The organism is Sphingopyxis sp. 550A, assembly GCF_053569535.1.
Window position 1 is genome coordinate 2,004,841 of the sequence record NZ_CM131615.1, and the last position, 26,339, is coordinate 2,031,179.

Annotated in this window: 30 protein-coding genes, 1 tRNA gene and 1 other RNA gene; 14 read left to right on the forward strand and 18 right to left on the reverse strand. The window is 66.5% G+C overall.

What is annotated here, in order from left to right; translation table 11 throughout:
• The first annotated feature begins 6 nt into the window (after window positions 1-6).
• From ACVENA_RS09685 to ACVENA_RS09700, 4 genes are all read left to right on the forward strand, one after another.
• Window positions 7-459, forward strand: coding sequence for a phage holin family protein (locus ACVENA_RS09685; RefSeq protein ID WP_449328626.1), 453 nt, complete (start codon window positions 7-9; stop codon window positions 457-459).
• Window positions 459-830, forward strand: coding sequence for a hypothetical protein (locus tag ACVENA_RS09690; protein ID WP_257550403.1), 372 nt, complete (start codon window positions 459-461; stop codon window positions 828-830). The genes ACVENA_RS09685 and ACVENA_RS09690 overlap by 1 nt, the downstream gene beginning before the upstream one ends.
• Window positions 811-1,185, forward strand: a complete 375-nt coding sequence (locus ACVENA_RS09695) for a hypothetical protein (RefSeq protein ID WP_449328627.1) — start codon at window positions 811-813, stop codon at window positions 1,183-1,185. The genes ACVENA_RS09690 and ACVENA_RS09695 overlap by 20 nt, the downstream gene beginning before the upstream one ends.
• 81 nt (window positions 1,186-1,266) lie before the next feature.
• On the forward strand, window positions 1,267-1,482 hold the full coding sequence (locus ACVENA_RS09700) for a DUF4170 domain-containing protein (protein ID WP_106000506.1): 216 nt from the start codon (window positions 1,267-1,269) through the stop codon (window positions 1,480-1,482).
• A 189-nt stretch (window positions 1,483-1,671) separates the two neighbouring features.
• Here ACVENA_RS09700 and ACVENA_RS09705 read toward each other — a convergent pair whose 3' ends face one another.
• The 3 genes from ACVENA_RS09705 to ACVENA_RS09715 form a co-directional block, all read right to left on the reverse strand.
• Window positions 1,672-1,950: an ETC complex I subunit gene (locus tag ACVENA_RS09705; RefSeq protein ID WP_449328628.1), complete on the reverse strand. Its 279-nt coding sequence runs from the start codon at window positions 1,948-1,950 to the stop codon at window positions 1,672-1,674.
• Between the two features lie 67 nt (window positions 1,951-2,017).
• On the reverse strand, window positions 2,018-4,486 hold the full coding sequence (gene hrpB / locus ACVENA_RS09710) for an ATP-dependent helicase HrpB (protein ID WP_449328629.1): 2,469 nt from the start codon (window positions 4,484-4,486) through the stop codon (window positions 2,018-2,020).
• A 164-nt stretch (window positions 4,487-4,650) separates the two neighbouring features.
• A complete protein-coding gene (locus ACVENA_RS09715) occupies window positions 4,651-5,664 on the reverse strand; it encodes a polyprenyl synthetase family protein (RefSeq protein ID WP_257550415.1) in 1,014 nt (337 codons plus the stop codon).
• Between the two features lie 104 nt (window positions 5,665-5,768).
• Between ACVENA_RS09715 and ACVENA_RS09720 the strand changes: the two genes are divergently transcribed.
• The 3 genes from ACVENA_RS09720 (at window position 5,769) to ACVENA_RS09730 (ending at window position 7,837) form a co-directional block, all read left to right on the forward strand.
• A complete protein-coding gene (locus ACVENA_RS09720) occupies window positions 5,769-6,056 on the forward strand; it encodes a chorismate mutase (RefSeq protein WP_257550417.1) in 288 nt (95 codons plus the stop codon).
• Window positions 6,053-6,742: a glutathione S-transferase N-terminal domain-containing protein gene (locus ACVENA_RS09725; RefSeq protein ID WP_449328630.1), complete on the forward strand. Its 690-nt coding sequence runs from the start codon at window positions 6,053-6,055 to the stop codon at window positions 6,740-6,742. Before ACVENA_RS09720 ends, ACVENA_RS09725 begins: the two co-directional genes overlap by 4 nt.
• Window positions 6,743-6,859: 117 nt before the next feature.
• Complete coding sequence (locus ACVENA_RS09730) at window positions 6,860-7,837, forward strand: alpha/beta hydrolase fold domain-containing protein (protein WP_449328631.1); 978 nt, start codon at window positions 6,860-6,862, stop codon at window positions 7,835-7,837.
• Between the two features lie 47 nt (window positions 7,838-7,884).
• On the opposite strand, the gene ACVENA_RS09735 is transcribed toward ACVENA_RS09730, so the two are convergent.
• The 13 genes from ACVENA_RS09735 to ACVENA_RS09795 all read right to left on the reverse strand — a co-directional run bounded on the left by ACVENA_RS09735 (window position 7,885) and on the right by ACVENA_RS09795 (window position 20,564).
• The gene (locus ACVENA_RS09735) at window positions 7,885-9,654 is read right to left on the reverse strand and encodes a hypothetical protein (protein ID WP_449328632.1); all 1,770 of its coding nucleotides are present in this window, start codon (window positions 9,652-9,654) and stop codon (window positions 7,885-7,887) included.
• 367 nt (window positions 9,655-10,021) lie between these two features.
• On the reverse strand, window positions 10,022-11,326 hold the full coding sequence (locus ACVENA_RS09740) for a sensor histidine kinase (RefSeq protein ID WP_257551353.1): 1,305 nt from the start codon (window positions 11,324-11,326) through the stop codon (window positions 10,022-10,024).
• 97 nt (window positions 11,327-11,423) lie between these two features.
• The gene (locus ACVENA_RS09745) at window positions 11,424-12,089 is read right to left on the reverse strand and encodes a response regulator transcription factor (RefSeq protein WP_106000501.1); all 666 of its coding nucleotides are present in this window, start codon (window positions 12,087-12,089) and stop codon (window positions 11,424-11,426) included.
• A gap of 112 nt (window positions 12,090-12,201) precedes the next feature.
• Complete coding sequence (locus ACVENA_RS09750; protein ID WP_449328633.1) at window positions 12,202-12,507, reverse strand: PepSY domain-containing protein; 306 nt, start codon at window positions 12,505-12,507, stop codon at window positions 12,202-12,204.
• Window positions 12,508-12,602: 95 nt separating this feature from the next.
• Window positions 12,603-12,677 (reverse strand) — tRNA-Val (locus ACVENA_RS09755).
• A 170-nt stretch (window positions 12,678-12,847) separates the two neighbouring features.
• Window positions 12,848-13,120 carry an HU family DNA-binding protein gene (locus tag ACVENA_RS09760; RefSeq protein ID WP_003044445.1) on the reverse strand — a complete coding sequence of 91 codons (273 nt, stop codon included), beginning with the start codon at window positions 13,118-13,120 and terminating at the stop codon, window positions 12,848-12,850.
• Window positions 13,121-13,293: 173 nt separating this feature from the next.
• Window positions 13,294-15,690 (reverse strand): endopeptidase La, encoded by a 2,397-nt coding sequence (gene lon, locus ACVENA_RS09765; RefSeq protein WP_449328634.1) that lies wholly within the window; start codon window positions 15,688-15,690, stop codon window positions 13,294-13,296.
• A gap of 224 nt (window positions 15,691-15,914) precedes the next feature.
• Window positions 15,915-16,250 (reverse strand): YbaB/EbfC family nucleoid-associated protein, encoded by a 336-nt coding sequence (locus tag ACVENA_RS09770; RefSeq protein ID WP_257550443.1) that lies wholly within the window; start codon window positions 16,248-16,250, stop codon window positions 15,915-15,917.
• Window positions 16,247-17,959: a DNA polymerase III subunit gamma/tau gene (locus tag ACVENA_RS09775; protein ID WP_449328635.1), complete on the reverse strand. Its 1,713-nt coding sequence runs from the start codon at window positions 17,957-17,959 to the stop codon at window positions 16,247-16,249. The genes ACVENA_RS09770 and ACVENA_RS09775 overlap by 4 nt, the downstream gene beginning before the upstream one ends.
• 157 nt (window positions 17,960-18,116) lie before the next feature.
• Window positions 18,117-18,214: signal recognition particle sRNA small type (gene ffs, locus ACVENA_RS09780), an RNA gene on the reverse strand.
• A 41-nt stretch (window positions 18,215-18,255) separates the two neighbouring features.
• Window positions 18,256-19,137 (reverse strand): class A beta-lactamase, encoded by an 882-nt coding sequence (gene bla / locus ACVENA_RS09785; RefSeq protein WP_449328636.1) that lies wholly within the window; start codon window positions 19,135-19,137, stop codon window positions 18,256-18,258.
• A complete protein-coding gene (locus tag ACVENA_RS09790) occupies window positions 19,137-19,472 on the reverse strand; it encodes a 2Fe-2S iron-sulfur cluster-binding protein (protein ID WP_449328637.1) in 336 nt (111 codons plus the stop codon). The genes bla and ACVENA_RS09790 overlap by 1 nt, the downstream gene beginning before the upstream one ends.
• Window positions 19,473-20,564: a cysteine desulfurase family protein gene (locus ACVENA_RS09795; RefSeq protein WP_449328638.1), complete on the reverse strand. Its 1,092-nt coding sequence runs from the start codon at window positions 20,562-20,564 to the stop codon at window positions 19,473-19,475.
• A 139-nt stretch (window positions 20,565-20,703) separates the two neighbouring features.
• Here ACVENA_RS09795 and ACVENA_RS09800 point away from each other — a divergent pair, with 139 nt between their 5' ends.
• On the forward strand, window positions 20,704-21,360 hold the full coding sequence (locus ACVENA_RS09800) for an alpha/beta hydrolase (protein ID WP_058453864.1): 657 nt from the start codon (window positions 20,704-20,706) through the stop codon (window positions 21,358-21,360).
• 161 nt (window positions 21,361-21,521) lie between these two features.
• Here the strand turns inward: ACVENA_RS09800 and ACVENA_RS09805 are convergent, their stop codons facing one another.
• On the reverse strand, window positions 21,522-21,686 hold the full coding sequence (locus ACVENA_RS09805) for a hypothetical protein (protein WP_449328639.1): 165 nt from the start codon (window positions 21,684-21,686) through the stop codon (window positions 21,522-21,524).
• Window positions 21,687-21,800: 114 nt separating this feature from the next.
• Here ACVENA_RS09805 and rpiB point away from each other — a divergent pair, with 114 nt between their 5' ends.
• The 5 genes from rpiB to ACVENA_RS09830 are packed head-to-tail and all read left to right on the forward strand — an operon-like array spanning window position 21,801 to window position 24,989.
• Entirely contained in the window at window positions 21,801-22,253 is a 453-nt protein-coding gene (gene rpiB / locus ACVENA_RS09810; RefSeq protein WP_449328640.1) for a ribose 5-phosphate isomerase B, read from the forward strand.
• The gene (gene glyA, locus ACVENA_RS09815; RefSeq protein WP_449328641.1) at window positions 22,250-23,551 is read left to right on the forward strand and encodes a serine hydroxymethyltransferase; all 1,302 of its coding nucleotides are present in this window, start codon (window positions 22,250-22,252) and stop codon (window positions 23,549-23,551) included. The genes rpiB and glyA overlap by 4 nt, the downstream gene beginning before the upstream one ends.
• Window positions 23,552-23,556: 5 nt before the next feature.
• Window positions 23,557-23,775: a hypothetical protein gene (locus tag ACVENA_RS09820; RefSeq protein WP_257550465.1), complete on the forward strand. Its 219-nt coding sequence runs from the start codon at window positions 23,557-23,559 to the stop codon at window positions 23,773-23,775.
• A gap of 3 nt (window positions 23,776-23,778) precedes the next feature.
• On the forward strand, window positions 23,779-24,246 hold the full coding sequence (gene nrdR / locus ACVENA_RS09825) for a transcriptional regulator NrdR (protein ID WP_257550467.1): 468 nt from the start codon (window positions 23,779-23,781) through the stop codon (window positions 24,244-24,246).
• Window positions 24,243-24,989 (forward strand): RNA methyltransferase, encoded by a 747-nt coding sequence (locus ACVENA_RS09830; protein ID WP_449328642.1) that lies wholly within the window; start codon window positions 24,243-24,245, stop codon window positions 24,987-24,989. The genes nrdR and ACVENA_RS09830 overlap by 4 nt, the downstream gene beginning before the upstream one ends.
• A gap of 118 nt (window positions 24,990-25,107) precedes the next feature.
• Here ACVENA_RS09830 and ACVENA_RS09835 read toward each other — a convergent pair whose 3' ends face one another.
• The gene (locus ACVENA_RS09835) at window positions 25,108-25,416 is read right to left on the reverse strand and encodes a chorismate mutase (RefSeq protein ID WP_449328643.1); all 309 of its coding nucleotides are present in this window, start codon (window positions 25,414-25,416) and stop codon (window positions 25,108-25,110) included.
• 213 nt (window positions 25,417-25,629) lie between these two features.
• Here ACVENA_RS09835 and rpsD point away from each other — a divergent pair, with 213 nt between their 5' ends.
• A complete protein-coding gene (gene rpsD, locus ACVENA_RS09840) occupies window positions 25,630-26,241 on the forward strand; it encodes a 30S ribosomal protein S4 (RefSeq protein WP_257550473.1) in 612 nt (203 codons plus the stop codon).
• Window positions 26,242-26,339: the final 98 nt, after the last annotated feature.

Genomic DNA, 26,339 nt, shown 5'->3' on the forward strand with positions numbered 1-26,339 from the left:
AGCCGCTTGCCGTCCTCCGACCCCAACCTCCCGCCCGCTTCCGGGCCGCGCAGCTTCGACGGCGTCAGCCACGGCTATGCGCCCGATGGACGGCCCGTCGCGCCGCCGCCGGTGCCGCTCGAGAAGATCGTCGATGACGTCATCGACAATCTCTCGGCGACCGCGAAGGCCGAACTGGCCCTGCTCGAAGCGCGCAGCGAGCTGGCGCTGCACGGCGCAAGCTGGACCGCGGCGTGGGGCGCGATCGCCGCCTCGGCGCTGGGCATCGCGATGCTCGCGCTCGCGTTCGGGGCGATCCTGGTGCTCGCCCCGCATATCGGCCCGCTGCTCGCGACGCTGATCGTCGTCGGCGTGCTGCTCGCCATCGCCGCCTTTGCGGGATGGCGCGCGCAGCGCAGCTATGGCGACATCCGCACCGCGCTGCGGCGCGACCTGACCAGCGAAAGGAGCGACGACTGATGCCGGGGACGCGCAACCGCCTGATCAACGCCGCGCGCCGCTCGATGCTTCAGCGCGCCGAACTGCACCGGCGGCTCGACGTCGCCAAGGCGGCGTTCAAGCCGGGAGCGCTCGTCGATCGCGGCAAATATCGCCTCGGCGAGAAGGTCGACGATGCCGCGCATATCGTGCGGCAGGAGTTTCGCGACAATCGCCTGCCGATCGCGCTTGCCGCGGTGGCGGGCGTGGCGTGGCTGTTTCGCGAACCGATCAAGGACCATGTGCCGAAGCTGGCGCAAAAGGCGCAGGATCTGGCGGACGCCGTCCTGGACAAATTCCGGCCCGATGCGGCCGAGCCATATCTGGAGGAAGATGATGAAGCCGCTGAGTGAAACCGCCAACGACGCCCGCGCGAAAGCGAGTGAACTTGCGGAGAAAACCGCCGAAAATGCGCGCGCGACCGCCGAAGCGGCGAAGGCGCGCATCCAGGACGGCTATGGCCGCGCCCGCGCCGCGACGAGCGAGCTTGCCGCGAAAGCAGGCGAACAGGCCGATGCCGCGCGCGAAGCCGCAGGCGAGGCTTATGCAAAGGGCAAGGCGCAGGCAAAACGCGCGAACAGCAAGCTCAAAACCGCGGCCGAGAAACAGCCGCTGGCGCTTGTCGCGGGGGCCGTCGCGATCGGCGCGCTGCTCGGTTCGCTGCTGCCGAAATCGGTTCGCAGGGATCGCGCCGACGACGAGGAATGAGCCGACTTGCCGTAGCGGCAAAGCGCTGGTAGGGGCGCGCATCCTCCCCTCCCCAGCGCTAACCCGCAAGGAAAGCTAGCCATGAGCAAATTGCACCTCGTGTTCGGCGGACGCGTCAGCGATCCGCAGGGCCTCGATTTCGTCGACCTGAATGCGCTCGACGTCGTCGGCCTGTTCCCCGATTACAAATCCGCCGAAAAGGCGTGGCGTAGCGCAGCCCAGCGCACCGTCGACGATGCCGAAATGAAATATGTCGTCGTCCACCTGCACAAGCTGTTGCAGCCGGACGCGGAATAACACCAACCTCGTCATTGCGAGCGCAGCGAAGCCGTTCCGGCTAATTGGAACTTAGAGCATTTCCGATTAAATCGTCATCCCGGCGAAGGCCGGGATCTCTTCCTCGCGTCCTGGCGCACCGGCGAGATCCCGGCCTTCGCCGGGATGACGAGACAGGAAAGGCAGGGTTTCAGCCTAATCCCAACACGCTCAGCGGAAATTGTCGGCGTAGGCCTGAATCTTCAGCGTCCGGACCGGCGTCGGCGCGACCTCGACCTCGATCCCGTTCTTCTCGGCATAGGCGACCGCTTCGTCGCGGGTCGCGAAGCCCAGCCGAAGCTGGCGCCGCGTGTCGCCGCTGCCCGCCCAACCCATCAGCGGATCGGCCTTGCGCGCCTCGGCGGGCGCATATTCCAGCATCCAGCGCTGCGTGCCGGCACGGCCCGACTGCATCGCATTCTTGGGTTTCTGGAAGATACGCGCTTTCATCGACACTCGTCCTGACAGGGTGACTCTGCCGCCGCCTTAGCGCCAAGCTACGTCCACGAAAAGAGGCCTATTGCCCATCGCGCCGCGCCTGCGCCGCCTTGGTCAGCAACGTCGGCCGCGCGGACGCCGGGTCGTCGGGCCAGCTATGCTTGGGGTAGCGCCCACGCATCTCCTTCGCGACCTCGGACCAGCTTCCGCTCCAGAAGGAGGCGATGTCGCGGCTCGTCTGGATCGGGCGGTGTGCGGGCGAGGTCAGCGCGAGGACGAGCGGCACCGGCGGATCGCCGATCGCCGGATGGCGCGCGAGGCCGAACATCTCCTGCACCCGCACGCTGACCGTCGGGCCGCCGTCGGCGCCATAGTCGATCGCATGGCGACTGCCTGCAGGGGTTACATAATCGGCGGGCGCGAGCTTTTCGAGCAATTGCCGCGCGGGCCAGTCGAGCAGGCCGGACAGCGCGTCGGCAAGCCGCTGGTCGCCGATATCGCGCAGCCCGCGCGTCTTGTCGAGCAAGGGCGCGAGCCAGATGTCGAGGCTGTCGGCGAGCGCGGGCGCCGATAGCGCATCGAGCCCCGCAAAGGACGCGCGCTGGCGCAGCGCCTGCGACACCGGCCCCCAACCGATCAGCCCGAGCCCTTTTTCACGCACCGCCGCGAGGCGCACCGCGACATCGTCCTCGGCGCCTTCGGCCCGCCCCGCCTGCCCGCTCGACAGTGCGATCGCGCCGAGGCGGCGCTCGCGGCGGTGGTCGACGCGGTCGCTATCCGCATCGTAGCGGCTCGCTGAGCGGCTCTCGATCCGGTCGGCGAAGATCGCCTCGACCTCGGCGAGCGTGATCGGGGCCGCGCCGAGGATGCGCACGCCCGCCGCGTGCCCCTGCGCGTCGGCGATGGCGAGCCATTCGCTGTTCGCCAGCGGATCGAGCGGATCGAGCTTGTAGGCGCGGCCGCCCGCGCTCAGATAGTCGCCGCGCTGCCCCGCGCGCTGCCGCGCGACGCGGTCGGGCCACGCGGTCGCAATCCAGCCGCCGACCGAGCGTTCGCCGAGTGCGCCCGCATTCGCCGCCAGCCGTTCGCCAACCCCGGCCAGCCGCCGCGCGAGCCGCCACGCCCCTTCGGCGCGGTCGCCCTTCATGCCCCGCCAGCGCGAAAGCCGCGCCTCGACATCGACCCCGCGTCCGCCGAGCCCCGGCTCGGTGAGCAACACCGCAAGCTTGGCCGCCAAATCGGCCTCCCCCGCACGTGCTGCGTCGATCAGCATATGCGCGAGCGGCACCGGTAGCGGAATTGCGGCGAGCGCCTTGCCGTGCGCGGTGATCCGTCCGTCGTAGCCGAGCGCGCCGATTGCCTGGAGCCGCGCCTTGGCTTCGGCGATGGCGGCGGGCGACGGGGGGTCGAGCCAGCCCAGTTGGCGCGGATCGACGATGCCCCAGCTTGCGCAGTCGAGTACGACGGGCATCAGGTCGTTCTCGTGAATTTCGGGCGGGTCGAAGGGCGGCATCCCCGCGGTCGCGGCGGCTTCCCACAAGCGATAGGCGACCCCCGGCCCCTGGCGCGCCGCGCGGCCCGCGCGCTGGGTCGCCGACGCCTGGCTCGCGCGCTCGGTGACAAGCCGCGCAATCCCGGCGGCCTTGTCGAAGCGTGGGCGCCGCGACAATCCCGCGTCGATCACGATCCGCACGCCTTCGATGGTCAGGCTCGTCTCGGCGATGCTGGTGGCGAGGATCAGCTTGCGTCCGCCGTCGGGGTCGCGAACCAGCGCTTTCCGCTGCGCAGCCGGATCGATCTGCCCGTGCAGCCGGTGGACGACGAGCGGCAGCCCCGCCGCTTCGACCGCCGCCGCGGCGCGCTCGATGTCGGCGGCGCCGGGCAGAAAGGCGAGTATATCGCCCTCTTTTTCGTCCGCCATCGCCTGCCGCACCGCCGCGAGCACCGACGCCTCAAGCCGATCCTCGGCGCGGCGACCGACATGGCGCAGGTCGAGCGGCCAGCTCTTGCCTTCGCTCCTCACCACCGGCGCATCGCCGAGCAGCGCCCCGAAGCGGGCGCCGTCGAGCGTTGCCGACATGGCGACAAGGCGGAGGTCGTCGCGCAGTCCCTGCTGCGCATCGATCGCGAGCGCCAGCGCGAAATCGCCGTCGAGGCTGCGTTCGTGGACTTCGTCGAACAGCACCGCCGAGACGCCGTGCAACTCGGGGTCGGCGAGGATGCGGTTGCGAAACAGCCCCGGCGTCATCACCAGCAGCCGGGTCGCCGCCGACTGCTTGCTGTCGAGCCGCGTCGCATAGCCGACGCGCCCACCGACAGCCTCGCCCATCTCCTCGGCGATCCGCTCGGCCGCGGCGCGCGCCGCAAGCCGACGCGGCGACAGCAACCACACCGCGCCCTTGCACCACGGCTGATCGAGCAACGCGGGCGCGACCCGCGTCGTCTTGCCCGCCCCCGGCGGCGCGACGACGACGGCATTGGGCTTCAGCAGCAGCGCCGCCATGATGTCGGGCAGCACCGCGTCGATGGGGAGCGGAATTTTTGTCATGGGCGCGTTACTGGCCTCATCATCACAACGCCAACCTTGCGATATTCCAATCCGTGTCCCCGCGAAGGCGGGGACCCATCTTCTGCCAGTTCCACCTTGCACCGGCCGGAGATGGACCCCCGCCTTCGCGGGGGAACATGCATATGAGAAATGGGTGAAAAAGCCTAATAAGCGCGGGCGACCGCGAAGGCGACGGCTTCGGTCAGCGCGTTCTTCGCCTGGCTTGCGCGAAAACCGCCGATCGCATCGACCGCGCGCTGGCCGTAATGGCGCGCCCGCGCCAGCGTGTCGGCGATCGTGTCGTGCTTCAACAGCAGGCTCTTGGCATGGGCAAGGTCGGCATCCGACGTGCGGTGCCCGACGATCGCCTGTTTCCAGAACTCGCGCTCCTCGGCGCTGCCGCGCGCATAGGCGAGGATGACGGGCAGCGTCACCTTGCCGTCGCGGAAGTCGTCGCCGACCCCCTTCCCCATCGTTTCCGCGTCGGAAACATAGTCGATCGCATCGTCGACGAGTTGGAAGGCGATGCCGAGGTTGCGGCCATAGGCGTCGAGCGCGGCTTCGGTCGCGTCGTCGCGCTCGGCAACGACCGCGGCGATCTTGCATGCGGCGGCGAACAGCTCGGCGGTCTTGGCGTTGATGATCGCGAGATACTGGTCCTCGCTCGTCTCGATCCGGCGCTGCGCCGAAAGCTGGTTGACCTCGCCCTCCGCGATCACCGCCGAGGCGCGCGAGAGGATCTTCAGCACCTTCAGCGACCCGTCCTCGACCATCACCTCGAAAGCGCGGCTGAACAGGAAATCGCCGACCAACACCGAGGCGCTGTTGCCCCAGATGATGTTCGCGGTCTTGCGGCCGCGGCGCAGGTCCGACCCGTCGACGACATCGTCGTGGAGCAGGGTCGCGGTATGGATGAACTCGACCGCGGCGGCGAGCTTGCAATGGCGATGCCCAGGATAGTCGAGCAGCTTGCCGCAGGCGAGCGTCAGCATCGGCCGCATCCGCTTGCCGCCGCCCGCGATCAGGTGGCCCGCCAGCTCGGGAATCAGCGGAACTTCGGACTGCATCCGGTCGAGAATGACCGCATTCACTTCGTTCATGTCGGCGGCGACGAGCGCCATCATCGGGTCGAGCGAGGGCGGCCGGTCGCCGTGGAGCTGGTGGATGTCCGCAGTCATGACAAGCGCCGCATTGGCCGCGCGCCTGCAAATTTGCAACGACTTTCGGCTTGCCTTGCTCCCCCGCCCGGTGCCAAGCGTGCCGGGCATAAGAGGAGCCGCGCATGGACGATCAACTCAGCCGTTACCGCCAGAGCATCGACAATATCGACGCGGCGCTCGTCTATATGCTGGCGGAGCGGTTCAAGGTGACCAAGGCGGTCGGCGAACTCAAGGCGCGGATCGACCTGCCCCCCGCCGACCCGGACCGCGAGGCGCGACAGGTCGAGCGGATGCGCAGCCTGGCGCGCGACGCCGATCTCGATCCCGATTTCACCGAAAAATTCCTGCGCTTCATCATCGACGAAGTGATCCGTCACCACGAACAGGCCAAGCGGGAGAGCGAGGCATGACCCATCCGATCTTCGCCAAATGGCCGGCCGAGCACCCCGACCGGCTCCAGCTTTTCGGCGCGCCGACCCCCAACGGGGTCAAGGTCAGCATCATACTCGAAGAAACCGGCCTGCCCTATGAGGCGCACCGCGTCGACATCATGGCGAACGAAAGCCACGACCCCGCTTTCCTGTCGCTCAACCCGAACGGCAAGATTCCGGCGATCTACGACCCCGACGGCCCCGGCGGCAAACCGCTCGCGCTGTTCGAATCGGGCGCGATCCTGATCTATCTTGCGGACAAGACGGGGCGGTTCCTTCCCGAGGACGCCGGCCGCCGGTACGAAGCGATCCAGTGGCTGATGTGGCAGATGGGCGGCGCCGGGCCGATCTTCGGTCAACTCGGCTTCTTCCACAAATTCGCTGGCCGCGACTATGAGGACAAACGCCCTCGCGATCGCTACGCGGCGGAATCGGCGCGGCTGCTCGGCGTTCTCGACGGCCGGCTGGCGGAGCGGACGTGGATCATGGACGAAGATTACAGCATCGCCGACATCTCGCTGCTCGGCTGGGTGCGCAACCTGATTACCTTCTACGACGCGGCGGAAATCGTCGGGTTCGAGCGGTTCGAGCATGTCCAGGCCTGGCTCGACCGCGGGCTCGCGCGTCCGGCGGTGCAGCGCGGATTGGTCGTCGGAGCGGCCTGAACCGCACATGGTGGATAAGTAGCCGCAGCGTCCGCGTCGGCGCTTGCTCGCGACAACCGGCTCCTTCACCATTGGGGCGGGGCGCGATGATCATGCTCCGCGGACCAGGAGGATGACATGCTGCGCCGATCCGGTCTCGTGACGACATTGTTGGCGAGCCTGACGATCGCCCCGGCGGTCGTGACGGCCGGAGCAGAAGCCAAGCCCACGCCGCCAGCGCCAGCGGGCGTCTGGCAACCTCCGTCCGGTCTTCGCCAGATACCGATCTGGCCCAGCGAAAGACCCGACGGCGCCGATGCATCGCAGCCCGCGGAGAGCGCGGTGACGGCGGATCGCCCCGTCGCGGGGCGCCCATGGACTTTCATCCTCAATGTCTCCGTCCCGACGATGACCGTGTTTCCCGCCAAGGGCCGGAACAGCGGCGTATCGATGATCGTCTTTCCCGGCGGCGGGTTTCAGGGGCTCGCCATCGATCTGGAGGGAACCGAGATATGCGATTGGATGACGGCGAAGGGCATCACCTGCATTCTCCTGAAATACCGCGTCCCAAAAAGCGCCCATCATTGGGACAAGGGTTGCAAATGCCATATCACCCCCGACGTTCCGCGCGCGCTTCAGGATGCCCAGCGGACGATCCGCCTCGTCCGCAGCCAGGCCAAGGCCTTGATGATCGATCCGGCCAAGATCGGCGTGATCGGCATGTCGGCGGGCGGATACCTCGTCGCGCAGACCAGCAACCTGTTCGATCCGGTCTATAAACCCGTCGACGACGCCGACAGGCTGAGCAGTCGTCCCGATTTCGCGATCGCGCTTTATCCCGGCCACCTCTGCCGCACCGGCGCGACGCTCGACCCCGATCTGCACGTCACCAAACAGACCTCGCCGACTTTTCTGCTGCAGGCGTGGAACGACCCGGTCGACGATATATGCAACAGCACGCTCTATGCGCGCGCGCTCGACGACGCCGGCGTGTCTGCCGAGGTTCATCTGTTCGCCAAAGGCGGCCACGCGTTCGGCCTGAGGCCGAACGAACACGGCATCACCCGCTGGCCGGAACTGGTGGAAAATTGGCTGAAGGAAATGGCGTTTCTTTAGGGTCAGGACCCTAAGCCCATCGGTCGTCGTCGACGTGGTCGACGCGGCTAGAGCCGGTCCATCCGCAGCCAGCGCGCATCCCCCAGCCAGGCCTTCGACAGGGCTCTGTCGGCCGCCGCGGCTTCCAGCTTATTCCCTTGCCTGGCCTCGCTGCGACTTAGGCCATACAACGCCCAGCCGTTGTTCGGCGTCTGCGCCAACGCGCCGCGAAACGCCGCGCTGGCATCGGCATAGCGCCCCGCCTCGAACAGCGCCGCCCCCAGCGACTGCCGGACCGGATAATACCAGTAAGCGGGTTCCTGATAGGGAATCCGTCCCTCGATCTCGATCGCCTGCCGATAGAAGGCGATCGCCTCGTCATGGCGACGCTCGGTCGCGGCGAAGCGGCCACGCGCAACCAGCTCGGCGAGTTTCACCAGATCATCGGCCGGAACGCCCTGCTCGATCATGCCCTTCATGGCGTCCGATGTTCTGAGCCGCGCCATCGCCGCCAGCTCGGCCTCGAAGCCGGCTCGATCGCGGAGGCGGGCATAAGCGATGCTGCGGGCATAATGGCGCATCGCGGTGGGGTAAGCGAGGCGCGCATCGGGCGCCGCCATCGCCAATATGGCTTTCGGTTCGGCAAATTGCGCCATTGCCAGATAAGGCGCCGCGTCGATCGACTGGATCCACGCGATCCGTTCCGACGTCGCGGGGTCGAGCACCGTGCCGAGCCGCTGCGCCTCGCGGATTGCGGTGGGCATGTCGCCCGCCATCTGCGCCGACGTCACGATGAAGTGGATATTGTGCGGATAATAGCCGTAGCGGACGAGACCATGATCGCCGGCGCTGCGAATGAAGGCTTCGTCAGCGCGCGCCGCCGCGACGTTCACGCGGATCGAATCGGCGTGGCGCCCGCGCAGTTGATAGATATGCCCCGGCATGTGCACGAGATGCGCCGCGCTCGGCGCACGCGGGTTCGCCAGCCGGTCCGCAGCGGCCTCGGCACGCTGCGGATCGCTCGCTTCCATCAGGTGTATATAGAGATGGTTTGCCTGAACATGCGCGGGATTGCGGCCCAGCACCGTTTCGATCAGCCGCACCGCTTCGCCGCTGCGGGCCACCGGCGTTTTCTTGTCGCTCTCCCAATAATTCCACGGACTCGTGTCCATCGCGGCCTCGGCGGCGAGCACCGCGACATCGTCGTCACCCGGAAAGCGGCGCGCAACATCGAGCATCGCGTCGGCATAGGCCATGTCCAGCGCCGCGCGATCCGCGCCCGGATCGCGCGAATAGCGATGCGCGACGGCTTCGATCAGCGCCCGTTCCATGGGAGACGCCCCGTCGCGCCGCGCCATCGCCCGGTCCATCGCGTCGAGCGCCGCCGCATGGTCGCGGTCGTCCATCGGCGCGTTGATGTTCGGGCCGAGAGCGACCGCCTCGCCCCACCAGCACATCGCGCATTCCGGGTCGAGCCGCTGCGCCTCGCGGAACGAGCGCACCGCGCCCGCGTGGTTGAAGCCATAGGTCAGGAGAAGCCCCTGGCTGAAATAGCGCCGCGCCTGCGGATCGCGTGTCGAAACGGGAAACGGTGAGGCGGCGAGATCGGCGAAAAGCGGGATCGACCCCGCCGCGCTTGCCGGCGCCGCGAACGCCGAGGCGATCAGAAGCTCGCGAGCCAGGGCGGATCCTGCCTTTTCCGCTCCACACAACAGAGTGGCGAGGCGACTGGGATCGAGAGCATCGAGAGCAGCGGCCGAAAAAACCGGCAATGTCGTAGAGCTTGAAAGCGAAAACCCGATCCCGAAGATCGCGGCTAATTTGAAGGCTCCGTGCATCCCAGTTCCCCCTTCCCCAAAGGTGAATCCGCAATAGCAGCGGGAAGCTAACATGGAGGCCAGCTTATTCAAAGCGCGACGATTTCGGTTCCGACGACCGGGACGGAAAATGTCCTGAAACGACCGGAAGCCGACCTAGCTTACATCGTCATCCCGGACTTGATCCGGGATCCATTCTCTCAACGCCGGGTGAATGGATCCCGGATCAAGTCCGGGATGACGAAAGAGTAGCGCGCAGCATCTCCTATCTTCGTCATTCCCGCGAAAGCGGGAACCCAGGGCGGGGTCAGCCGACGCACGCTCTGGGTTCCCGCTTTCGCGGGAATGACGAAAGTTGGGAAGGTGCCGCTCCCCGCCCCAAACCCGCCTACCCCGCCGGCAGCCTGAGCCGCACGAGCAGCCCACCCAGATCCTCGCTTTCCTCCAGCGCGATGCTGCCGCCGTAAATCTCCGCCACATCGCGGACGATCGCGAGCCCCAGCCCGGTTCCCGGCTTGCCGCTGTCGAGCCGCACGCCGCGGTCGATCACCCGCTCGCGATCGGCGGGCGAGATGCCCGCGCCATCGTCCTCGACCAGTATCTCGGCCATATTGCCGTCGCGCTGGATCGTCACGAACACGCTGCCGCCGCCATATTTGGCGGCGTTTTCCAGCAGATTTCCGATCAGCTCGTCCAGATCCTGCCGCTCCAGCCGTGCGACCAGCGTCCGGTCGCCCGCCGCGTCGAGGCGGACATTGGGATAGAGCAGCCCGACCGCGCGCGAGACGCTGTCGACGCTCTCGCGCACATTGGCGCGCGCCTGCGCCGCGCCGCGGCGGCCGACCGCGCGCGCGCGCGCGAGGTGATGCTCGACCTGCCGCTGCATCGTCGCCGCCTCGCGCCGCACCGTGTTCGCGAGGTCGCTGTCGGAGCCGGTCGCGCTGTTCACCAGCACGGTCAGCGGCGTCTTGAGCGCATGGGCGAGATTGCCCGCGTGCAGCCGCGCTTCCTCGGCCTGTTTTTCATTATGCGCGAGCAGCGCGTTGAGTTCGTCGACCATCGGCTGTACCTCGAGCGGCAGCGGCGCGGTGACGCGGCGGTTCTGCCCGCCGCGCATCGCCGCGATCGCGCGGCGGATATGGCGCAGCGGCAGCAGCCCGTAGAAAGTCTGGAGCGCCGCGAGGATGATCAGCCCCAGCCCGAGCAGCGCCAGGCTGGGGATCAGCGTCGCGCGCACCGCGCGGACCTGAAGGTCGAGCGCGTCGCGCGACTGGGCGATCTGGAAGCGCCAGTTGGTCTTGCTGCCCGGCAGGATGACGTTGCGTTCGAGGACGCGCAGTTCCTCGTCGGGAAACTGATTACTGTTATAGGTGTGGAGCGCGGTATCGATATGCTCGCGCGGCGGCCGCAGCGTGCGCTCCCACAAGGAACGCGAGCGATAGGGTTCCTGCCCCGCCCCGCTGATCTGCCAGTAGAGACCGCTATAGGGTTCGAGGAAGCGCTGGTCGCCGAGCGGCTCGATCAGCCGCACCTCGCCGTCGGGACCGATTTCGGACGAGCGGATCATCGCGATCAGCACATATTCGAGGCTCGAATCGAAATTGCGCGTGATCGCCCCGGTCAGCACCCGGTCGAGCGCGAAGCCGCCGCCGATCAGCAGCACCGAAATCCAGATCGCCGCGATCGCGATCATGCGCCGCGCGAGGCTGCCGGTGACGCGGCTGGTCAGCGCCGCGGGCCGCGGCGGCGTTTCGGTCACGGCAGCCGGGGCGGCGTCCGCCACGCGCGACTCAGCCCTGCGGATCGTCGAGCTGGTAGCCGAGACCGCGGATCGTGGTGATGATGTCGGCGCCCAGCTTCTTGCGGATGCGCGTCACGAACACCTCGATCGTGTTCGAATCGCGATCGAAATCCTGATCGTAGATATGCTCGATCAACTCGGTGCGCGACACGACCTTGCCCTTGTGATGGAGCAGATAGGACAGCAGCTTATATTCCTGCGCGGTGAGCTTGACCGGCTCGCCGTCGAGCGTCACGCGGCCCGAGCGCGTGTCGAGGCGGACCTTGCCCGCGATCAGCTCGCTCGACGCATTGCCCGAGGCGCGGCGGATCAGCGCGCGCAGGCGGGCGATCAGTTCCTCGGTCTGGAACGGCTTCGCCAGATAATCGTCGGCCCCCGCGTCGAGCCCCGCGACCTTGTCCGACCAGCTGTCGCGCGCGGTCAGGACGAGAACGGGGAAGTTCCGCTTCTCGCGCCGCCAACGGTCGAGCACGGTCAGCCCGTCGATCTCGGGAAGCCCGAGGTCGAGGATCGCCGCGTCGTAATTTTCGGTCGAGCCGAGGAAATGGCCGTCCTCGCCATCGGTCGCGAGGTCGACGGCGTAACCGGCACCTTCCAGCGTGGCCTTGAGCTGCGGGCCCAGCGTGGGCTCGTCCTCGACAATCAAAATCCGCATTCAGGCGCCTTTCCTTTGCGCACCGGCATTCCGGCCGCCGTGTCACGACTGTGTATCAAGTCCGAACGATCATCGCAAAATGTCGTTGCGGTCCTCGTTCGGTAATGGGGTGTCAGGGTTTGCGGCCGACGATCCGGCCGGTGCGGGCGTCGACATAGACGATGACGACCTGCGAGCCGTCCATGAATTTGAGCGCATAGATCATCCGCCCGGAATCGAACTGCGGCCCGCCGAGATAGGTCATGCCGTTGTAGGGCGGTCGCGCCTTCACTTCCGCCACCAGTCGGTTGAGCGGAATGACCTGCCCCTGCGCCGCGGCGTCGCGCATATTGTCCTGATCGCGCTCGACGCGCGCCGACGCGGGCGAAGCGGCAAGGAGCAGGACGGAAGCGAGCGAGAGGAACAGGGTGCGGATCATGGCCCGTGCTTCTAATGCGAACGCATTGAATAAGCGATGAATGAAGCGGACAGCCGATATTCGGCCTCTGCGCCGCGCCGGTCGGGTCGGGGGAATGGTGGGCGCGACAGGGATTGAACCTGTGACCCCACCCGTGTGAAGGGTGTGCTCTACCGCTGAGCTACGCGCCCATTCCATGCCGACCGAAAAGCCGACGGCTTCCGAAAGCCGGCCGTCCATAGCCGCTCGCGCGGGTAATGCAACGCCCATTCGACATCGATCGTCCGGGATCGCCAGGAATCAAATCAGGCCGCGGCTTGCGCCACGGCCCGAAAAGATGTCACCCAAAGGTGCGGTCAACTTAGTTGACGGCATCCTTGAGGGCCTTGCCGGCCTTGAACTTCGGCTGGTTCGACGCCGCAATGGTCATCGTTTCGCCGGTGCGCGGGTTGCGGCCGGTCGACGCCTTGCGCTTGCTGACCGCGAAGGTGCCGAAGCCGACGAGACGGACTTCGCCGCCCTTCTTGAGCGCGCCGGTGATCGAATCGAACACGGCTTCGACCGCCTTGCTCGCATCGCCCTTGGTGAGGCCGCTCGAGTCAGCGACGGCGGCGATCAGGTCTTGTTTGTTCATGCCTAAGGAACCCCTGTGAGTGGTTGGTTGATCGAATGATTCATGGCCCGAAGCCATGGCGCGCCACTAACGATGTTTCGGCCCGGCTTGTCAAAGCAAAAAACGCAGAAAACCGCTCCAAAACGCCGATTTTACGACGAATCAGGACGAATGGAGGGTGATCGGCCGGCCGATCAGTGGCGAATCGCGCTTTCGGGGTCGCCGCCGGGCGCATGCGGGGGCGATGCGGCAAGCTCGTCGGCCTCGGTCCATTCGATCGGCTCGACCGGCGAAACCAGCGCCTCGGCCAGCACCTGGTCGACATGGTTCACCGGAATGATCTTGAGCTTTTCGGTGATGTTCGCCGGAATCTCGACCAGATCCTTTTCATTTTCCTCGGGAATGAGCACGGTCGTGATGCCGCCGCGCAGCGCCGCGAGCAATTTCTCCTTGAGCCCGCCGATCGCGAGAACGCGGCCGCGCAGCGTGACTTCGCCGGTCATCGCGACGTCCTTGCGCACCGCGATGCCGGTGAGGGTCGAGACCATTGCGGTGACCATGCCGACGCCCGCCGACGGGCCGTCCTTCGGCACCGCGCCTTCGGGCAGGTGGATATGGATATCCTTGCGCGCGAACAGGCTGGGCTTGATGCCATAGGCCGGCGCGCGCGCCTTCACGAAGGACAGCGCGGCCTGCACCGACTCGGTCATCACTTCGCCGAGCTTGCCGGTGGTGCGAACCTGTCCCTTGCCCGACGCGGTGACCGCCTCGATCGTCAGCAATTCACCGCCGACCTCGGTCCAGGCGAGGCCGGTGACCGCGCCGACCTGATCCTCGCCGTCCGAGACGCCGTGGCGGAACTTCTGTACGCCCGCGAACTCGGCGAGATTGTCGGGAGTCACGCGCACATTCTCCGCCTTGCCCTCGAGAATCTTGCGCAGCGCCTTGCGCGCCAGCCGCGCGATCTCGCGCTCGAGGGTGCGGACGCCCGCTTCGCGGGTGTAATAGCGGATCAGGTCGCGAAGGCCTTCGTCGGTCAGTTCGAACTCGCCCGCCTTCAGGCCATGCGCCTCGACCTGCTTCGCGATCAGGTGACGCTTGGCGATCTCGACCTTCTCATCCTCGGTATAGCCTTCGAGCCGGATGATCTCCATGCGGTCGAGCAACGGCTGCGGCAGGTTGAGCGAATTCGCCGTCGTCACGAACATGATGTCCGAAAGATCGACGTCGACCTCCAGATAATGGTCCTGGAACTTCGCATTCTGTTCGGGGTCGAGCACTTCGAGCAGCGCCGACGCCGGATCGCCGCGGAAATCCTGGCCCAGCTTGTCGATCTCGTCGAGCAGGAACAGCGGGTTCATCGTCCCCGCCTTTTTCAGGTTGGTCACGATCTTGCCCGGCAACGATCCGATATAGGTGCGGCGATGGCCGCGAATCTCGGCCTCGTCGCGCACGCCGCCCAGCGACTGGCGCACGAATTCGCGCCCCGTCGCCTTGGCAATCGAGCGGCCGAGCGAGGTCTTGCCGACACCCGGCGGGCCGACGAGGCACAGAATCGGGCCTTTCAGCTTGTTGGTGCGCGCCTGCACCGCCAGATATTCGACGATCCGGTCCTTGACCTTTTCGAGCGCATAATGGTCGTCGTCGAGGACGGCCTGCGCCTTGGCGATATCCTTCTTGAGTTTCGATTTCTTGCCCCACGGCAAGCCGGTCAGCGTGTCGAGATAGTTGCGCACGACGGTCGCCTCGGCCGACATCGGCGCCATCGCGCGCAGCTTCTTGAGCTCGGCGTTCGCCTTGGCCTTGGCTTCCTTCGACATTTTGAGGCCGTCGATCTTGAGCTGCAACTCGCCAAGATCGTCGCCGCCCTCGCCGCTGTCGTTGCCGAGTTCGCGCTGGATCGCCTTCAACTGTTCGTTGAGATAATATTCGCGCTGGCTCTTTTCCATCTGCCGCTTCACGCGGCCGCGGATCTTCTTCTCGACCTGGAGCACGCCGAGTTCGCCCTCCATGAAGGCAAAGACCATTTCGAGCCGCTTCGCCGGCGCATCCTCGACGAGCAGCGCCTGCTTGTCGGACACCTTGATGTTGAGATTGCCCGCGACCGAGTCGGCGAGGCGCGACGCATCGTCGATCTGCGAAAGCTGCACCGCGGTTTCGGCGGGCATCTTCTTGTTGAGCTTGGCATAGTTTTCGAACTGGTCGACGACCGACCGCATCAGCGCCGCGGTGTCGACGCTGTCGTCGGTCGAGTCGGCGACCGGCTTGACGCTCGCCATCACCGCCTTGCCGTCATCTTCGAGCTTCAGCAGCTCCGCGCGCTCCTTGCCCTCGACGAGGACGCGGACGGTGCCGTCGGGAAGCTTCAGAAGCTGCAACACGGTGGCGATCACGCCGGTGTCGTAAAGGTCGTCGCGCTGCGGGTCGTCCTCGCCGGGATCGAGCTGGGCGACGAGAAAGATTTCCTTGTCGGCTTCCATCGCCGCTTCGAGCGCGGCGACCGAACGGTCGCGGCCGACGAAGAGCGGAACGATCATGTGCGGGAAAACGACGATATCGCGTAGCGGCAACAGGGGGAAAGATTGCGTCATTACGGCTCCTGAGCGAGCCCCGGCTTCGGCGGCTCCGCCCTTCTTATAGGGTGATCATCGCTAATATGGCGTAACTTGCCGCGCATTCAATGACGGTGGGGTGAACGGGTAAGGCTCGCTCTCCCGTCTCAATCCGTCATCCCGGCGAAGGCCGGGATCTCGCCCCAGCGTTTTGATGCACTGGCGAGATCCCGGCCTTCGCCGGGATGACGGATGAAAGGACGTCAAAACGGCAGCTTGAACCCCGGGGGTAGCGGCAGGCCGCTCGTCATCTTGCCCATTTCCTCGTTGCTCACCGCATCGGCCTTTTCGCGCGCATCGTTGAACGCGGCGGCGAGCAGGTCTTCGAGCATCTGCTTGTCCGACGGGACGATCAGGCTGTCGTCGATATGGATCGCCTTGATGCGCCCCTTGGCCGTCGCGACGATCCTAACGAGGCCGCCGCCCGAAACGCCCTCGACCTCGAGCGTGTCGAGCTTGGTCTGCGCCTCCTGCATCTGCGCCTGCACGGTGGCGGCGGCTTCCTGCGCCGCCTTCATCATTTCTTCGATCGATTTCATGGCTGGGACCTTTGGTGATGATTGTCGTCTTCGACAAGCCTCGCGTCGGGAAAAGCCGCCAGAGCGGCCTTCACGACGGGCAGTTCGCGGATGCGGGTGTCATTGTCGGCCCCCTTTGCCTCTTCGATGTCCTTGAGGCTCGGGCGAGCCGGACCGTCACCCGGCCGCACCTGCCAATGGCTTCCGGTGTGCGCACGAAGCGTGTCCGCAAGCTGGCGGGCGAAATCCCCATCCAGCACCGGCGCAGGAGCATAAACGAGCAATCCGGGTTCGAGTTCAACCACCCGCACCTCGTCATGAACCAGCCGGACCAGTTGGGATTTTTTCAGATCCTCCAGCACCCGCAGAATCTGCGTAATCGTCAGCGCCGATGCTGGCGGCTCGCCGAGGTTCGACGCGGCGGGTTCGGCAATGACCTCGACAGCCTGCGGCTCTGCCCCCGCCGCCGCAGCCGGGACGGCCAGCGGCATCGTCGGCACGCCGCCCTTTTCGAGCAGCTTCGCCAATTCCCCCGGATCGGGCAGCGAGGCCGCATAAATCACGCGGAGCAGCAGCATTTCGAGATGTTCGAGCGGATTGTTCGCGCGCAACACCTCGTCATGCCCCTTGAGCAGCAATTGCCAGAGGCGGTTCAGCGGCGCGAAACCCAGCTTCTTCGCCCAGTCGCCGATCCGCTCGCGATCGGCCTCGGCCAGCGCGGGATCGTCGTGACGCGAAACCTTGGCGAGCGTGACCGCGTGGGTCAGGTCCATCAGCCCGCGCACCATCGCGACCGGTTCGATTCCCAGCGCATATTGCGCTCGGGCGAGGTCGATCGCGCCGCCGCTGTCGCCCTCCAATATCGCCGCCATCAATTGCGCGATCGACGACCGATCGGACAGGCCGAGCATCGCCCGCACCTGTTCGGCGCCGATCTTGCCGCCGCCGTCGAGGTCGGCGTGCGCAATCGCCTGATCGAGGATCGACAGGCCGTCGCGCACCGACCCTTCGGCGGCGCTCGCGATCAGCCAGACCGCGGGCGCCTCGGCCTCGACACCTTCCTTTTGCAGGATGGCGCTGAAATGCGCGAACAGCATATCGGGGGTGATACGGCGAAGGTCGAAGCGCTGGCAGCGCGACAGCACCGTCACCGGCACCTTGTTCACTTCGGTGGTCGCGAACAGGAATTTGACGTGCGGCGGCGGCTCTTCGAGTGTTTTCAGCAACGCATTGAAGGCGTTACGCGACAACATGTGCACTTCGTCGATGATGTAGATCTTGTAGCGCGCCGACACCGCCGCATAGCGCACCGCCTCGATGATCTCGCGCACGTCATCCACGCCGGTGTTCGACGCGGCGTCCATCTCGATCACGTCGATATGACGGCCTTCGGTGATCGCGCGGCACGGCTCACAGACGCCGCACGGGTCGATCGTCGGCCCGCCCTGCCCGTCGGGGCCGATGCAGTTCAGCGCCTTGGCGATCAGCCGCGCGGTCGAGGTCTTCCCCACCCCGCGCACCCCGGTCATCAGAAAGGCGTGCGCCAGCCGGTCGCGCGCGATGGCGTTGCCCAGCGTCTTGACCATCGCATCCTGCCCGATCAGCTCGGCAAAGGTCTGCGGGCGATATTTGCGGGCAAGGACGCGGTAAGGACCGCTCGAAGCGGGCGCCGGAGTCTCCGGCAAATCCATCCCCAGCATCGGGGTATCGTCGTCGGCGGAATCGCTCATGGGGTCTGTCTTAGGGGCGGCCGGAGCGCTTGTCGAAGGGGAATAAGGGTAGATCAAACCACGTCACCCCGGACTTGATCCGGGGTCCCGCTCAGCAACGGTGAAAAGCGGGACCCCGGATCAAGTCCGGGGTGACGATGAAGTCTGACGATAGTCTGGAGGTGGGAGCCGGAACGACCCGCAGCGAATTCGTTGCGGCTGCTTCCTTCCGGACCTGACCGGGTTGGCGAAGACTGCGTCCGCCCGACTCCCGGCGCGCATATGGCGGCGGCGGCGCGGAAATGCAAGCCGCGCGGTCAGTCGAACGGATTCTCCACGAAAGCGCGGGCCACATCGGCAAGGATAGCATCTGCGGCATCGCCGTTCACCGTCGGACGGTCGAGATAGGCGGCGATCATATATTTGTTGCCGTCGGGCGCCTCGACGAAGGCGACGTCGTTATAGGCGGTGCCGCATGATCCGGTCTTGTCGCCGGCGATCCACGCCGGTGGCAGCCCGGCGCGAAGGCGCGCGCGGCCGGTCTTGCTGCCGATCAGCCAGCCGCGCAGCGTCCGCCGGTCATCGGCGGTCAGATGATCGCCATAGACGAGCATCGCGCCGCTTTTCGCCATCGCCGCGGGGCTGGTGGTGTCGCGCGAATCGCCGGGCACATTCTCGTTGAGTTCGGGCTCGGTTCGGTCGAGCCGCGTCACCGCATCGCCCATCGCGCGCATATGCTGGGTAAAGCTCGCGGGCCCGCCCGTCGCCTTGAGGATCAGATTGGCCGCGGCATTGTCGCTGATCCTGACGCTATGTTCGGCGGCGGCCCCGAGGCTGAGTTCGCCCGCCGCGAGTTGCGTTTCGCTATAGGGCGAATGCGGCAGCAGATCGGCGCGGGTCAGCGGCAAGGGCGTGCGCAGCGGCAGGCCGCCGCCCGCCGCGCCGCGCAGCACCTGCCCCGCGAGCAGCAGCTTGAAGGTCGAGCACATCGCAAAGCGTTCGTCGGCGCGGTGGCCGAACAGCAACCGGCCGGTGGTGTCGGTCACCGCGACGCCCAGACGCCCGCCCGAGCGGCGCTCGATGTCGGTGAGTTGCCTGGCGAGCAGCACCGAATCGCCCGTCGCCTCGCGCACCGGAGCGGAGGCGGCGGAACAGGCCGCAAGGCCAAGCAGCGCGGCGACGGCAATGGCCGCGCGCATCAACGCGGCCCCTGCATATTGCGGCTCTCGGACGGAATATGGACGATCAGCCCGTCGAGATCGCCGGTCAGGACGATCTGGCAGGCAAGCCGGCTGGTGCGGCGCACCCCGGCGGCGAGGTCGAGCATATCTTCCTCCTCCTCGCTCGCGGGCGGCAAGCGGTCGAAATGCTCTTTGGCGACGATGACGTGGCAGGTCGAACAGGCCATCTGCCCCTCGCACGTCCCTTCGAGCGGCATCAGATGCGCCTGCGCGACGTCGAGCAGGACATCGCCCGCGCTCGCTTCGGCCTCGGTGCGCCCCTTGCCGTCGGCGTGGATGAAGGTGACGCGCACTCAATTGACTCCCTGAAGCCGCGCCGCATCCTTGATCGCGGTCAGCCCGGCGCGCAATTCCGCTTCGCTGGTATAGCGTCCCCAACCGAGCCGGATCGAGGCGCGGGCGTCGGCCTCGCTCACCCCCATCGCGCGCAGCACATGGCTGACCTTGCCCGATCCGCTGCCGCACGCGCTGCCGAGCGAGAAAGCGACATCGCGCGCGTCGGACATCAGACGGAGGCCATTCACCCCGTCGCGCCGGACATTGAGATTGCCGTGATAGCGCGGCGCCGCGGCGCCGCCCAGCGTCCATTCGGGCAGCATGTCCATCGCCAGCGACCAGAGCCGTTCGACATGCGCCGCATCCGCATCGAAGCGCTCGGCCGCGAGCGCCGCGGCGGCGCCGAACCCGGCGCACAGAGCCGGGGAAACGGTGCCCGACCGCATCCCCTGTTCCTGCGCGCCGCCGACCATCAGCGGCTCGAGGTCGACACCGTCCTTCACCCACAGCGCGCCGATGCCCTTCGGCCCGTGAATCTTGTGCGCCGAAAGTGCGATCAGGTCGGCGCCGTCGGGGATGGCAACGCGGCCGTACCCCTGCACCGCGTCGCAGAGCAGCAGGCTCCCCTTCGCGTGCGCGGCGGCGGCGAAAGCGGCGACCGGCTGGATCGTCCCGACCTCGTTGTTCACCAGCATCGCCGCGACAAGGCCCTGCTCGGGGATCAGCGCGTCATCGGGCGGCAGCGCGATCCCCGCGCCGTCGACCGGCAGGATCGTCGCGTTCAGCCGCTCGAGACATTGCAGCGACGCGGCATGTTCGATGCTCAGCCCCGCGACCCCGCCCGGCTTCGCCTGCGCGCCGCGAAACAGCGCCCAGTTGAGCGCCTCGGTCGCACCCGAGGTGAAGAAGACGCGCCCACCCTTCGGCAGCAGCGCCGCCACCTGATCGCGCGCCACCTCGACCGCCGCCGCTGCGGCGCGGCCCGCCTTGTGCGTGCTCGACGGGTTCGCGAAACCATCCCCCTCGCCCGGCCCTTCGAGCCAGCGCAGCATCGCCTCGCGCGCCTCGGGAGCGAGCGGCGTCGTGGCCTGATAGTCGAGGTAAATCATTCCGCGAAACGATCCTTATTGCGAACGATTCGCAAAAGTTGCAAGTCGAGACCTATTTTCTATATAGGCGCGCATCCAGCTCCGCCACCCCGCCGTCCGGCGAATCGGTGACCAGCCCCGAACCAAAGAAGGTGCGCCCATGCCCGACGTTATTTTCCCCGGCCCCGAAGGCCGTATCGAAGGCCGCTTCTCGCCCCCGCCGCGCCCGCGCGCGCCGGTCGCGCTGATCCTGCATCCGCACCCGCAGGGCGGCGGCACGATGAACGACCGCATCACCCAGGCGATGTACAAGAGCTTCGTCGCGCGCGGCTTTGCGGTGCTGCGCTTCAACTTCCGCGGCGTCGGCCGCAGCCAGGGGACGTTCGACAACGGCATCGGCGAACTCAGCGACGCCGCCTCGGCGCTCGACTGGGTCCAGTCGATCCACCCCGAGGCACAGACGACCTGGGTCGCGGGCTTCAGCTTCGGCGCGTGGATCGGAATGCAGCTTCTGATGCGCCGCCCCGAGATCCGCGGCTTCCTGTCGGTCGCGCCGCCCGCGAACATGTACGACTTCAGCTTCCTTGCCCCCTGCCCCTCGTCGGGAATCATCGTCGCGGGCGGGCAGGACGAGATCGTCCCCCCCGCCGCGATCCAGAAGCTGGTCGACAAGCTGCGGACGCAGAAGGGGATCACCATCCATCACGACGAAATCCCGCGCGCGAACCATTTCTTCGAGCATGAGCTCGATCAGCTCATGAAGTCGCTCGATAATTATCTGGATATGCGCCTCGCCCCCGATTCGCCGATTCGGTGATGAATCAAACCTGGTCATTGCGAGCGGCCCTTCGGCTGGCCGGCAGGCCGGCCGCTCAGGATAAACTTCGACTTTGTCGAAGCCGCGCGGCAATCCAGAGCAAGCGTAAACCGCCCTGGATTGCTTCGCTCCGCTCGCAATGACGAAGGTTTTTGTCGGATCTATTTCGTCGGCACCAGCCAGATCGCGATATTCGCGAACATCACCAGCGCCGCGACGAACATCAGCAGCGCGCGCTTACGGTCGCCGGTGCGGAAAATATACACCGCGCCGCCGGTCAGCGCGACCCCGGCGAGCATCAGCAGGGACAGGATGGTGTCGGACATAGGGCGGCTTTATCGCCCGCGTCACAAATTTGCCACCTGGCTTATGGTCAATCCGGGCCGCTTCGCCTAAAGCGCGCTCATCGATTCCCTGTCACCCCTGCGGGAGCCGCCCCGATGCGCATCGCGATAGCCTCTGACCACGCCGCTTACGAGCTCAAGGCCGTGCTCGCGGCCTGGCTGCGAGACCTCGATCACGAGGTGCTGGACCTCGGTCCAGCGACGGCGGACCGGGTGGATTATCCCGACTTCGGCTACAAGCTCGCCGAGGCCATCGCCGATGGCCGTGCCGAACGCGGTATCGCGCTGTGCGGTTCGGGGATCGGCATTTCGATCGCGGTCAACCGCCATCCCGCCGCGCGCTGCGCATTGGTGAGCGACCCCTATGCGGCGGCGCTCTCCCGGGAGCATAATGACGCCAATGTGCTCGCAATGGGCGCGCGGCTGATCGGCGAGGATATGGCAAAGGCCTGCGTCACATCCTTTCTCGTCGGTGATTTTGCCGGCGGCCGCCATGGCCCGCGCGTCGACAAGCTTTCCCACCCGCCCCAACTGGAGACCAGCCGATGACCACCGAAACGCTCGACAAGCCCATCAAATCGGCCGGCTATTTCACCGACGGCGTCGCCGCGACCGACCCCGCCGTCGCGGCGGCGATGAAGCATGAACTCGACCGCGAGCAGCATCAGATCGAACTGATCGCGTCGGAGAATATCGTCTCCAAGGCGGTTCTCGAGGCGCAGGGCAGCGTCTTCACCAACAAATATGCCGAAGGCTATCCGGGCAAGCGCTATTATCAGGGTTGCGGCCCGTCGGACGAGGTCGAGACGCTGGCGATCGACCGCGCGAAACAACTGTTCGACTGCAATTTCGCCAATGTTCAGCCGCATTCGGGCGCGCAGGCGAACGGCGCGGTCATGCTCGCGCTGACCAAGCCCGGCGCGACGATCATGGGCATGAGCCTCGATGCGGGCGGTCATCTGACGCACGGCGCGGCACCCGCGATGTCGGGAAAATGGTATAATGCGGTGCAATATGGCGTGCGCGCCGACGACCATCTCGTCGATTTCGACCAGGTCGAGCGCCTTGCGAAGGAACATCGCCCCTCGCTGATCATCGCGGGCGGTTCGGCCTATCCGCGCACCCTCGACTTCGCGCGCTTTCGCGCCATCGCCGACGATGTCGGCGCGCTGTTGATGGTCGATATGGCGCATTTCGCGGGACTGGTCGCGGGCGGCGCGCATCCCTCGCCGATGGAACATGCGCATGTCGTCACCACGACGACGCACAAGACGCTGCGCGGCCCGCGCGGCGGCATGATCCTGACCAATGACGAAGCGATCGCGAAGCGCATCAATTCAGCGGTCTTCCCCGGCCTGCAGGGCGGCCCGCTGGTCCATGTCATCGCCGCGAAGGCGGTCGCCTTCGGCGAAGCGCTGCGCCCCGAGTTCAAGGCCTATGCCAAGGCGACGATCGCCAATGCGCAGGCGCTCGCGAACCGGCTGAAGGCGCGCGGCGCCGACGTCGTCGCGGGCGGCACCGACACGCACCTCGCGCTGATCGACCTCCGCCCGCTCGGCATCACCGGTCGCGACGCCGACGAGGCGCTCGAACGCAGCGCGATCACCTGCAACAAGAACGGCGTTCCTTTCGACCCGCTGCCGCCGGTCAAGACCAGCGGTATCCGCGTCGGTTCGCCCGCCGGGACGACGCGCGGCTTCGGCATCGCCGAGTTCGAGGCGATCGGCGACATGGTCGCGGACGTGCTCGAAGCGCTGCGCGACAAGGGCGAGCATGGCGACGTCGAAGCCGACGTCCGCGGCCGCGTCCGCGCGCTCTGCGAGCGCTTCCCCATCTATCAGGGCTAAGAGCGATGGCGCGGCAGCACCCCGAAGAACCGACGCTGGTCGAGTTGACGATCGAAGAGGTCAAGGCGATGGGCAAGCAGGGGATCGATCATCCCTCTACGCGCCCTGTCCTGACCGGCGGCGTCATCGGTGCGATCGCGGGCGCGGTGCTGCCGGTCGTCACCTGGCCGGTCGGCCTGTTCGCGGGCGCCGCCATCGCGCTCTATTCGCGGGTGAAACGCTGACCCATGCGCTGCCCCTATTGCGGACATGAAGACAGCCAGGTGAAGGACAGCCGTCCGACCGAGGACGGCGCCGCGATCCGCCGCCGCCGCCAGTGCGAGGACTGCGGCGCGCGCTTCACGACCTTTGAACGCATCCAGCTTCGCGAGGTCGCGGTGCTCAAGGCGGGTGGCACCCGCGAGCCCTTCGACCGCGAGAAATTGATGCGCAGCGTCCAGATCGCCTGCCGCAAGCGCCCGATCGACGGCGCGCGGATCGAACGGCTCGTCTCGGGCATCCAGCGCCAGCTCGAAACCTCGGGCGATAACGAAGTGCAAGCGGCGCAGATCGGCGCAATGGTGATGGAGGCGCTGAAGGGCTTCGACAATGTCGCCTATATCCGCTTCGCAAGCGTCTATCGCGACTTCACCGAAGCCAAGGATTTCGAGGAATTCGCCTCGTCGATCACCGAGGCGGCGCGGCCCAGCAAATGACCGCGGCCGCCCCGCCCCCCGTCATCGTCCTCGTCCGTCCGCAACTTGGCGAGAATATCGGCAAGGCGGCGCGCGCGATGCTCAATTTCGGGCTGACCGAACTGCGTCTCGTCGCCCCGCGTGACGGCTGGCCGAACCCCGACGCGGGTCCCGCGGCATCGGGCGCCGATATCGTGCTGGCCGAGGCCACCGTTTACGACAGCCTTGCCGAGGCAGTCGCCGACTGCACGACCGTCTATGCTACCACCGTGCGCAAGCGCGGCGTGACCAAGCCGGTGCTGACGCCCGTCGCCGCGGCGACGCAGGTTCATGCAAGTGCAGGCCGCTCGGCCTACGTCTTCGGGCCGGAGCGGTCGGGGCTGGAAACCGACGATGTCGCGCTGGCGCACGCCATCGTCACCGTGCCGATCAATCCTGAATTCGGTTCGCTGAACCTCGCGCAGGCCGTGATCGTGCTCGCCTACGAATGGTCAAAGGGCGTCGCATTGGCGAGCCCGCCCACGGTCGATCTCGATCCGCCCGCACCGCAGGGCGAACTCGAACAATTGATCGAGCATCTGAATCGCGACCTCGACGCCGCCGGCTATTTCTTCCCGCCCGAGCGGACCGAGGCGACGCTACGCACCTTGCGCACTGCGATCACCAAGACGGGCTGGTCCTATAACGACGTCCGGATGATGCACGGCATCATCACGACACTGGGAAGAAAGCGCAAATCTGCGCGGGATGCCGAAGAATCTTAAGATGGCTATCACCGATCGGAAATCCTCGCTCCCCCGCGAAGGCGGGGCCATCTCCGGTAGGCGCCATCTGGAACCGGCAGATGATGGATCCCCGCCTTCGCGGGGACACGGTGATATTTTAACCCCGAATCCCGTCCCAGCGATCGAATTCATGCGCGATCGACTGTTCGACCAGTTCGTTCCACACCGCGCGGATGCGGTCGGGATCAAGCCCCGCCGCCGCCGCCTCGCGCGCGACATTGTCGAGAACCTGCGCCTTGCGCGCTTCGTCGCGGACAGTGCCGCGATCGCTCTTGATCCGCGCCGCGGCATCCATGTAACCGAAGCGGCGGACGAGCAGCGCGACCAATTCGCGGTCGACGGCGTCGACCCCGATCCGGACTTCGGTCATCGTTTCGCACTGTTCGGGAAGTTTGGCGGCTGTCATGCGCGCTGCCTTTAACGGCTTTTTCCGCGCTGTCGAGGCGGGTGTCTCGCCTCGCCCCGCAACGCTTGACTTTCCGCCCTTCCCCGTCTAGTCGCGCGCCTTCGCAATGGACCCCGCACCCCGGTGAAGCGGTGGTCGCATATGGAAATCTCCATATGGTGCGACCCGGGATACCGCCGAAATCCTTCGGCACACAGCATATTGGAGACGACAATGTCGAAGCGCCAGAGCGCCAAGTATAAACTCGACCGCCGCATGGGCGAGAACATCTGGGGTCGCCCGAAGAGCCCGGTCAACCGCCGCGAATATGGCCCCGGCCAGCACGGTCAGCGCCGCAAGGGCAAGATGTCGGACTTCGGCATCCAGCTCCGCGCGAAGCAGAAGCTGAAGGGCTATTACGGCGACATCACCGAAAAGCAGTTCAAGAAGAACTATTTCGAGGCGTCGCGGATGAAGGGCGACACCGGCCAGAATCTGATCGGCCTGCTCGAACGCCGCCTCGACGCGGTCGTCTATCGCTCGAAGTTCACGCCGACCATCTTCTCGGCGCGCCAGCTCGTCAGCCATGGTCACGTCTATGTGAACGGCGTGAAGTGCAACGTCGCGAGCCGCCTCGTGAAGCCGGGCGATGAAATCACCCTCGGCAAGAAGGCGCAGGAAATGGCGCTGGTCGCCGAAGCGCAGAGCCTGCCCGAGCGCGACCTGCCCGAATATCTGTCGGTCGACGGTACCAAGACGACCTACGTCCGCGTGCCCACGCTCGACGAAGTGCCTTATCCGGTGAAGATGGAGCCGAATCTGGTCGTCGAATTCTATTCGCGCTGATCCGGTTTCGACCGAAACGCGTTCAAGGGGGCGGTCCGAAAGGGCCGCCCTTCTTGCATCGGAGCCGCGCGGCTGGCACAAGTCCGGCGTCGCAAACG

Excerpts from the sequence above, each read along its gene's own strand:
- ACVENA_RS09690 (WP_257550403.1), top strand. The coding sequence starts at position 459 with ATGCCGGGGACGCGCAACCGCCTGATCAACGCCGCGCGCCGCTCGATG.
- ACVENA_RS09695 (WP_449328627.1), top strand. The coding sequence starts at position 811 with ATGATGAAGCCGCTGAGTGAAACCGCCAACGACGCCCGCGCGAAAGCG.
- ACVENA_RS09700 (WP_106000506.1), top strand. The coding sequence starts at position 1,267 with ATGAGCAAATTGCACCTCGTGTTCGGCGGACGCGTCAGCGATCCGCAG.
- ACVENA_RS09705 (WP_449328628.1), bottom strand. The coding sequence starts at position 1,950 with ATGAAAGCGCGTATCTTCCAGAAACCCAAGAATGCGATGCAGTCGGGC.
- hrpB (WP_449328629.1), bottom strand. The coding sequence starts at position 4,486 with ATGACAAAAATTCCGCTCCCCATCGACGCGGTGCTGCCCGACATCATG.
- ACVENA_RS09715 (WP_257550415.1), bottom strand. The coding sequence starts at position 5,664 with ATGACTGCGGACATCCACCAGCTCCACGGCGACCGGCCGCCCTCGCTC.
- ACVENA_RS09720 (WP_257550417.1), top strand. The coding sequence starts at position 5,769 with ATGGACGATCAACTCAGCCGTTACCGCCAGAGCATCGACAATATCGAC.
- ACVENA_RS09725 (WP_449328630.1), top strand. The coding sequence starts at position 6,053 with ATGACCCATCCGATCTTCGCCAAATGGCCGGCCGAGCACCCCGACCGG.
- ACVENA_RS09730 (WP_449328631.1), top strand. The coding sequence starts at position 6,860 with ATGCTGCGCCGATCCGGTCTCGTGACGACATTGTTGGCGAGCCTGACG.
- ACVENA_RS09735 (WP_449328632.1), bottom strand. The coding sequence starts at position 9,654 with ATGCACGGAGCCTTCAAATTAGCCGCGATCTTCGGGATCGGGTTTTCG.
- ACVENA_RS09740 (WP_257551353.1), bottom strand. The coding sequence starts at position 11,326 with ATGATCGCGATCGCGGCGATCTGGATTTCGGTGCTGCTGATCGGCGGC.
- ACVENA_RS09745 (WP_106000501.1), bottom strand. The coding sequence starts at position 12,089 with ATGCGGATTTTGATTGTCGAGGACGAGCCCACGCTGGGCCCGCAGCTC.
- ACVENA_RS09750 (WP_449328633.1), bottom strand. The coding sequence starts at position 12,507 with ATGATCCGCACCCTGTTCCTCTCGCTCGCTTCCGTCCTGCTCCTTGCC.
- ACVENA_RS09760 (WP_003044445.1), bottom strand. The coding sequence starts at position 13,120 with ATGAACAAACAAGACCTGATCGCCGCCGTCGCTGACTCGAGCGGCCTC.
- lon (WP_449328634.1), bottom strand. The coding sequence starts at position 15,690 with ATGACGCAATCTTTCCCCCTGTTGCCGCTACGCGATATCGTCGTTTTC.
- ACVENA_RS09770 (WP_257550443.1), bottom strand. The coding sequence starts at position 16,250 with ATGAAATCGATCGAAGAAATGATGAAGGCGGCGCAGGAAGCCGCCGCC.
- ACVENA_RS09775 (WP_449328635.1), bottom strand. The coding sequence starts at position 17,959 with ATGAGCGATTCCGCCGACGACGATACCCCGATGCTGGGGATGGATTTG.
- bla (WP_449328636.1), bottom strand. The coding sequence starts at position 19,137 with ATGCGCGCGGCCATTGCCGTCGCCGCGCTGCTTGGCCTTGCGGCCTGT.
- ACVENA_RS09795 (WP_449328638.1), bottom strand. The coding sequence starts at position 20,564 with ATGATTTACCTCGACTATCAGGCCACGACGCCGCTCGCTCCCGAGGCG.
- ACVENA_RS09800 (WP_058453864.1), top strand. The coding sequence starts at position 20,704 with ATGCCCGACGTTATTTTCCCCGGCCCCGAAGGCCGTATCGAAGGCCGC.
- ACVENA_RS09805 (WP_449328639.1), bottom strand. The coding sequence starts at position 21,686 with ATGTCCGACACCATCCTGTCCCTGCTGATGCTCGCCGGGGTCGCGCTG.
- rpiB (WP_449328640.1), top strand. The coding sequence starts at position 21,801 with ATGCGCATCGCGATAGCCTCTGACCACGCCGCTTACGAGCTCAAGGCC.
- glyA (WP_449328641.1), top strand. The coding sequence starts at position 22,250 with ATGACCACCGAAACGCTCGACAAGCCCATCAAATCGGCCGGCTATTTC.
- ACVENA_RS09820 (WP_257550465.1), top strand. The coding sequence starts at position 23,557 with ATGGCGCGGCAGCACCCCGAAGAACCGACGCTGGTCGAGTTGACGATC.
- nrdR (WP_257550467.1), top strand. The coding sequence starts at position 23,779 with ATGCGCTGCCCCTATTGCGGACATGAAGACAGCCAGGTGAAGGACAGC.
- ACVENA_RS09830 (WP_449328642.1), top strand. The coding sequence starts at position 24,243 with ATGACCGCGGCCGCCCCGCCCCCCGTCATCGTCCTCGTCCGTCCGCAA.
- ACVENA_RS09835 (WP_449328643.1), bottom strand. The coding sequence starts at position 25,416 with ATGACAGCCGCCAAACTTCCCGAACAGTGCGAAACGATGACCGAAGTC.
- rpsD (WP_257550473.1), top strand. The coding sequence starts at position 25,630 with ATGTCGAAGCGCCAGAGCGCCAAGTATAAACTCGACCGCCGCATGGGC.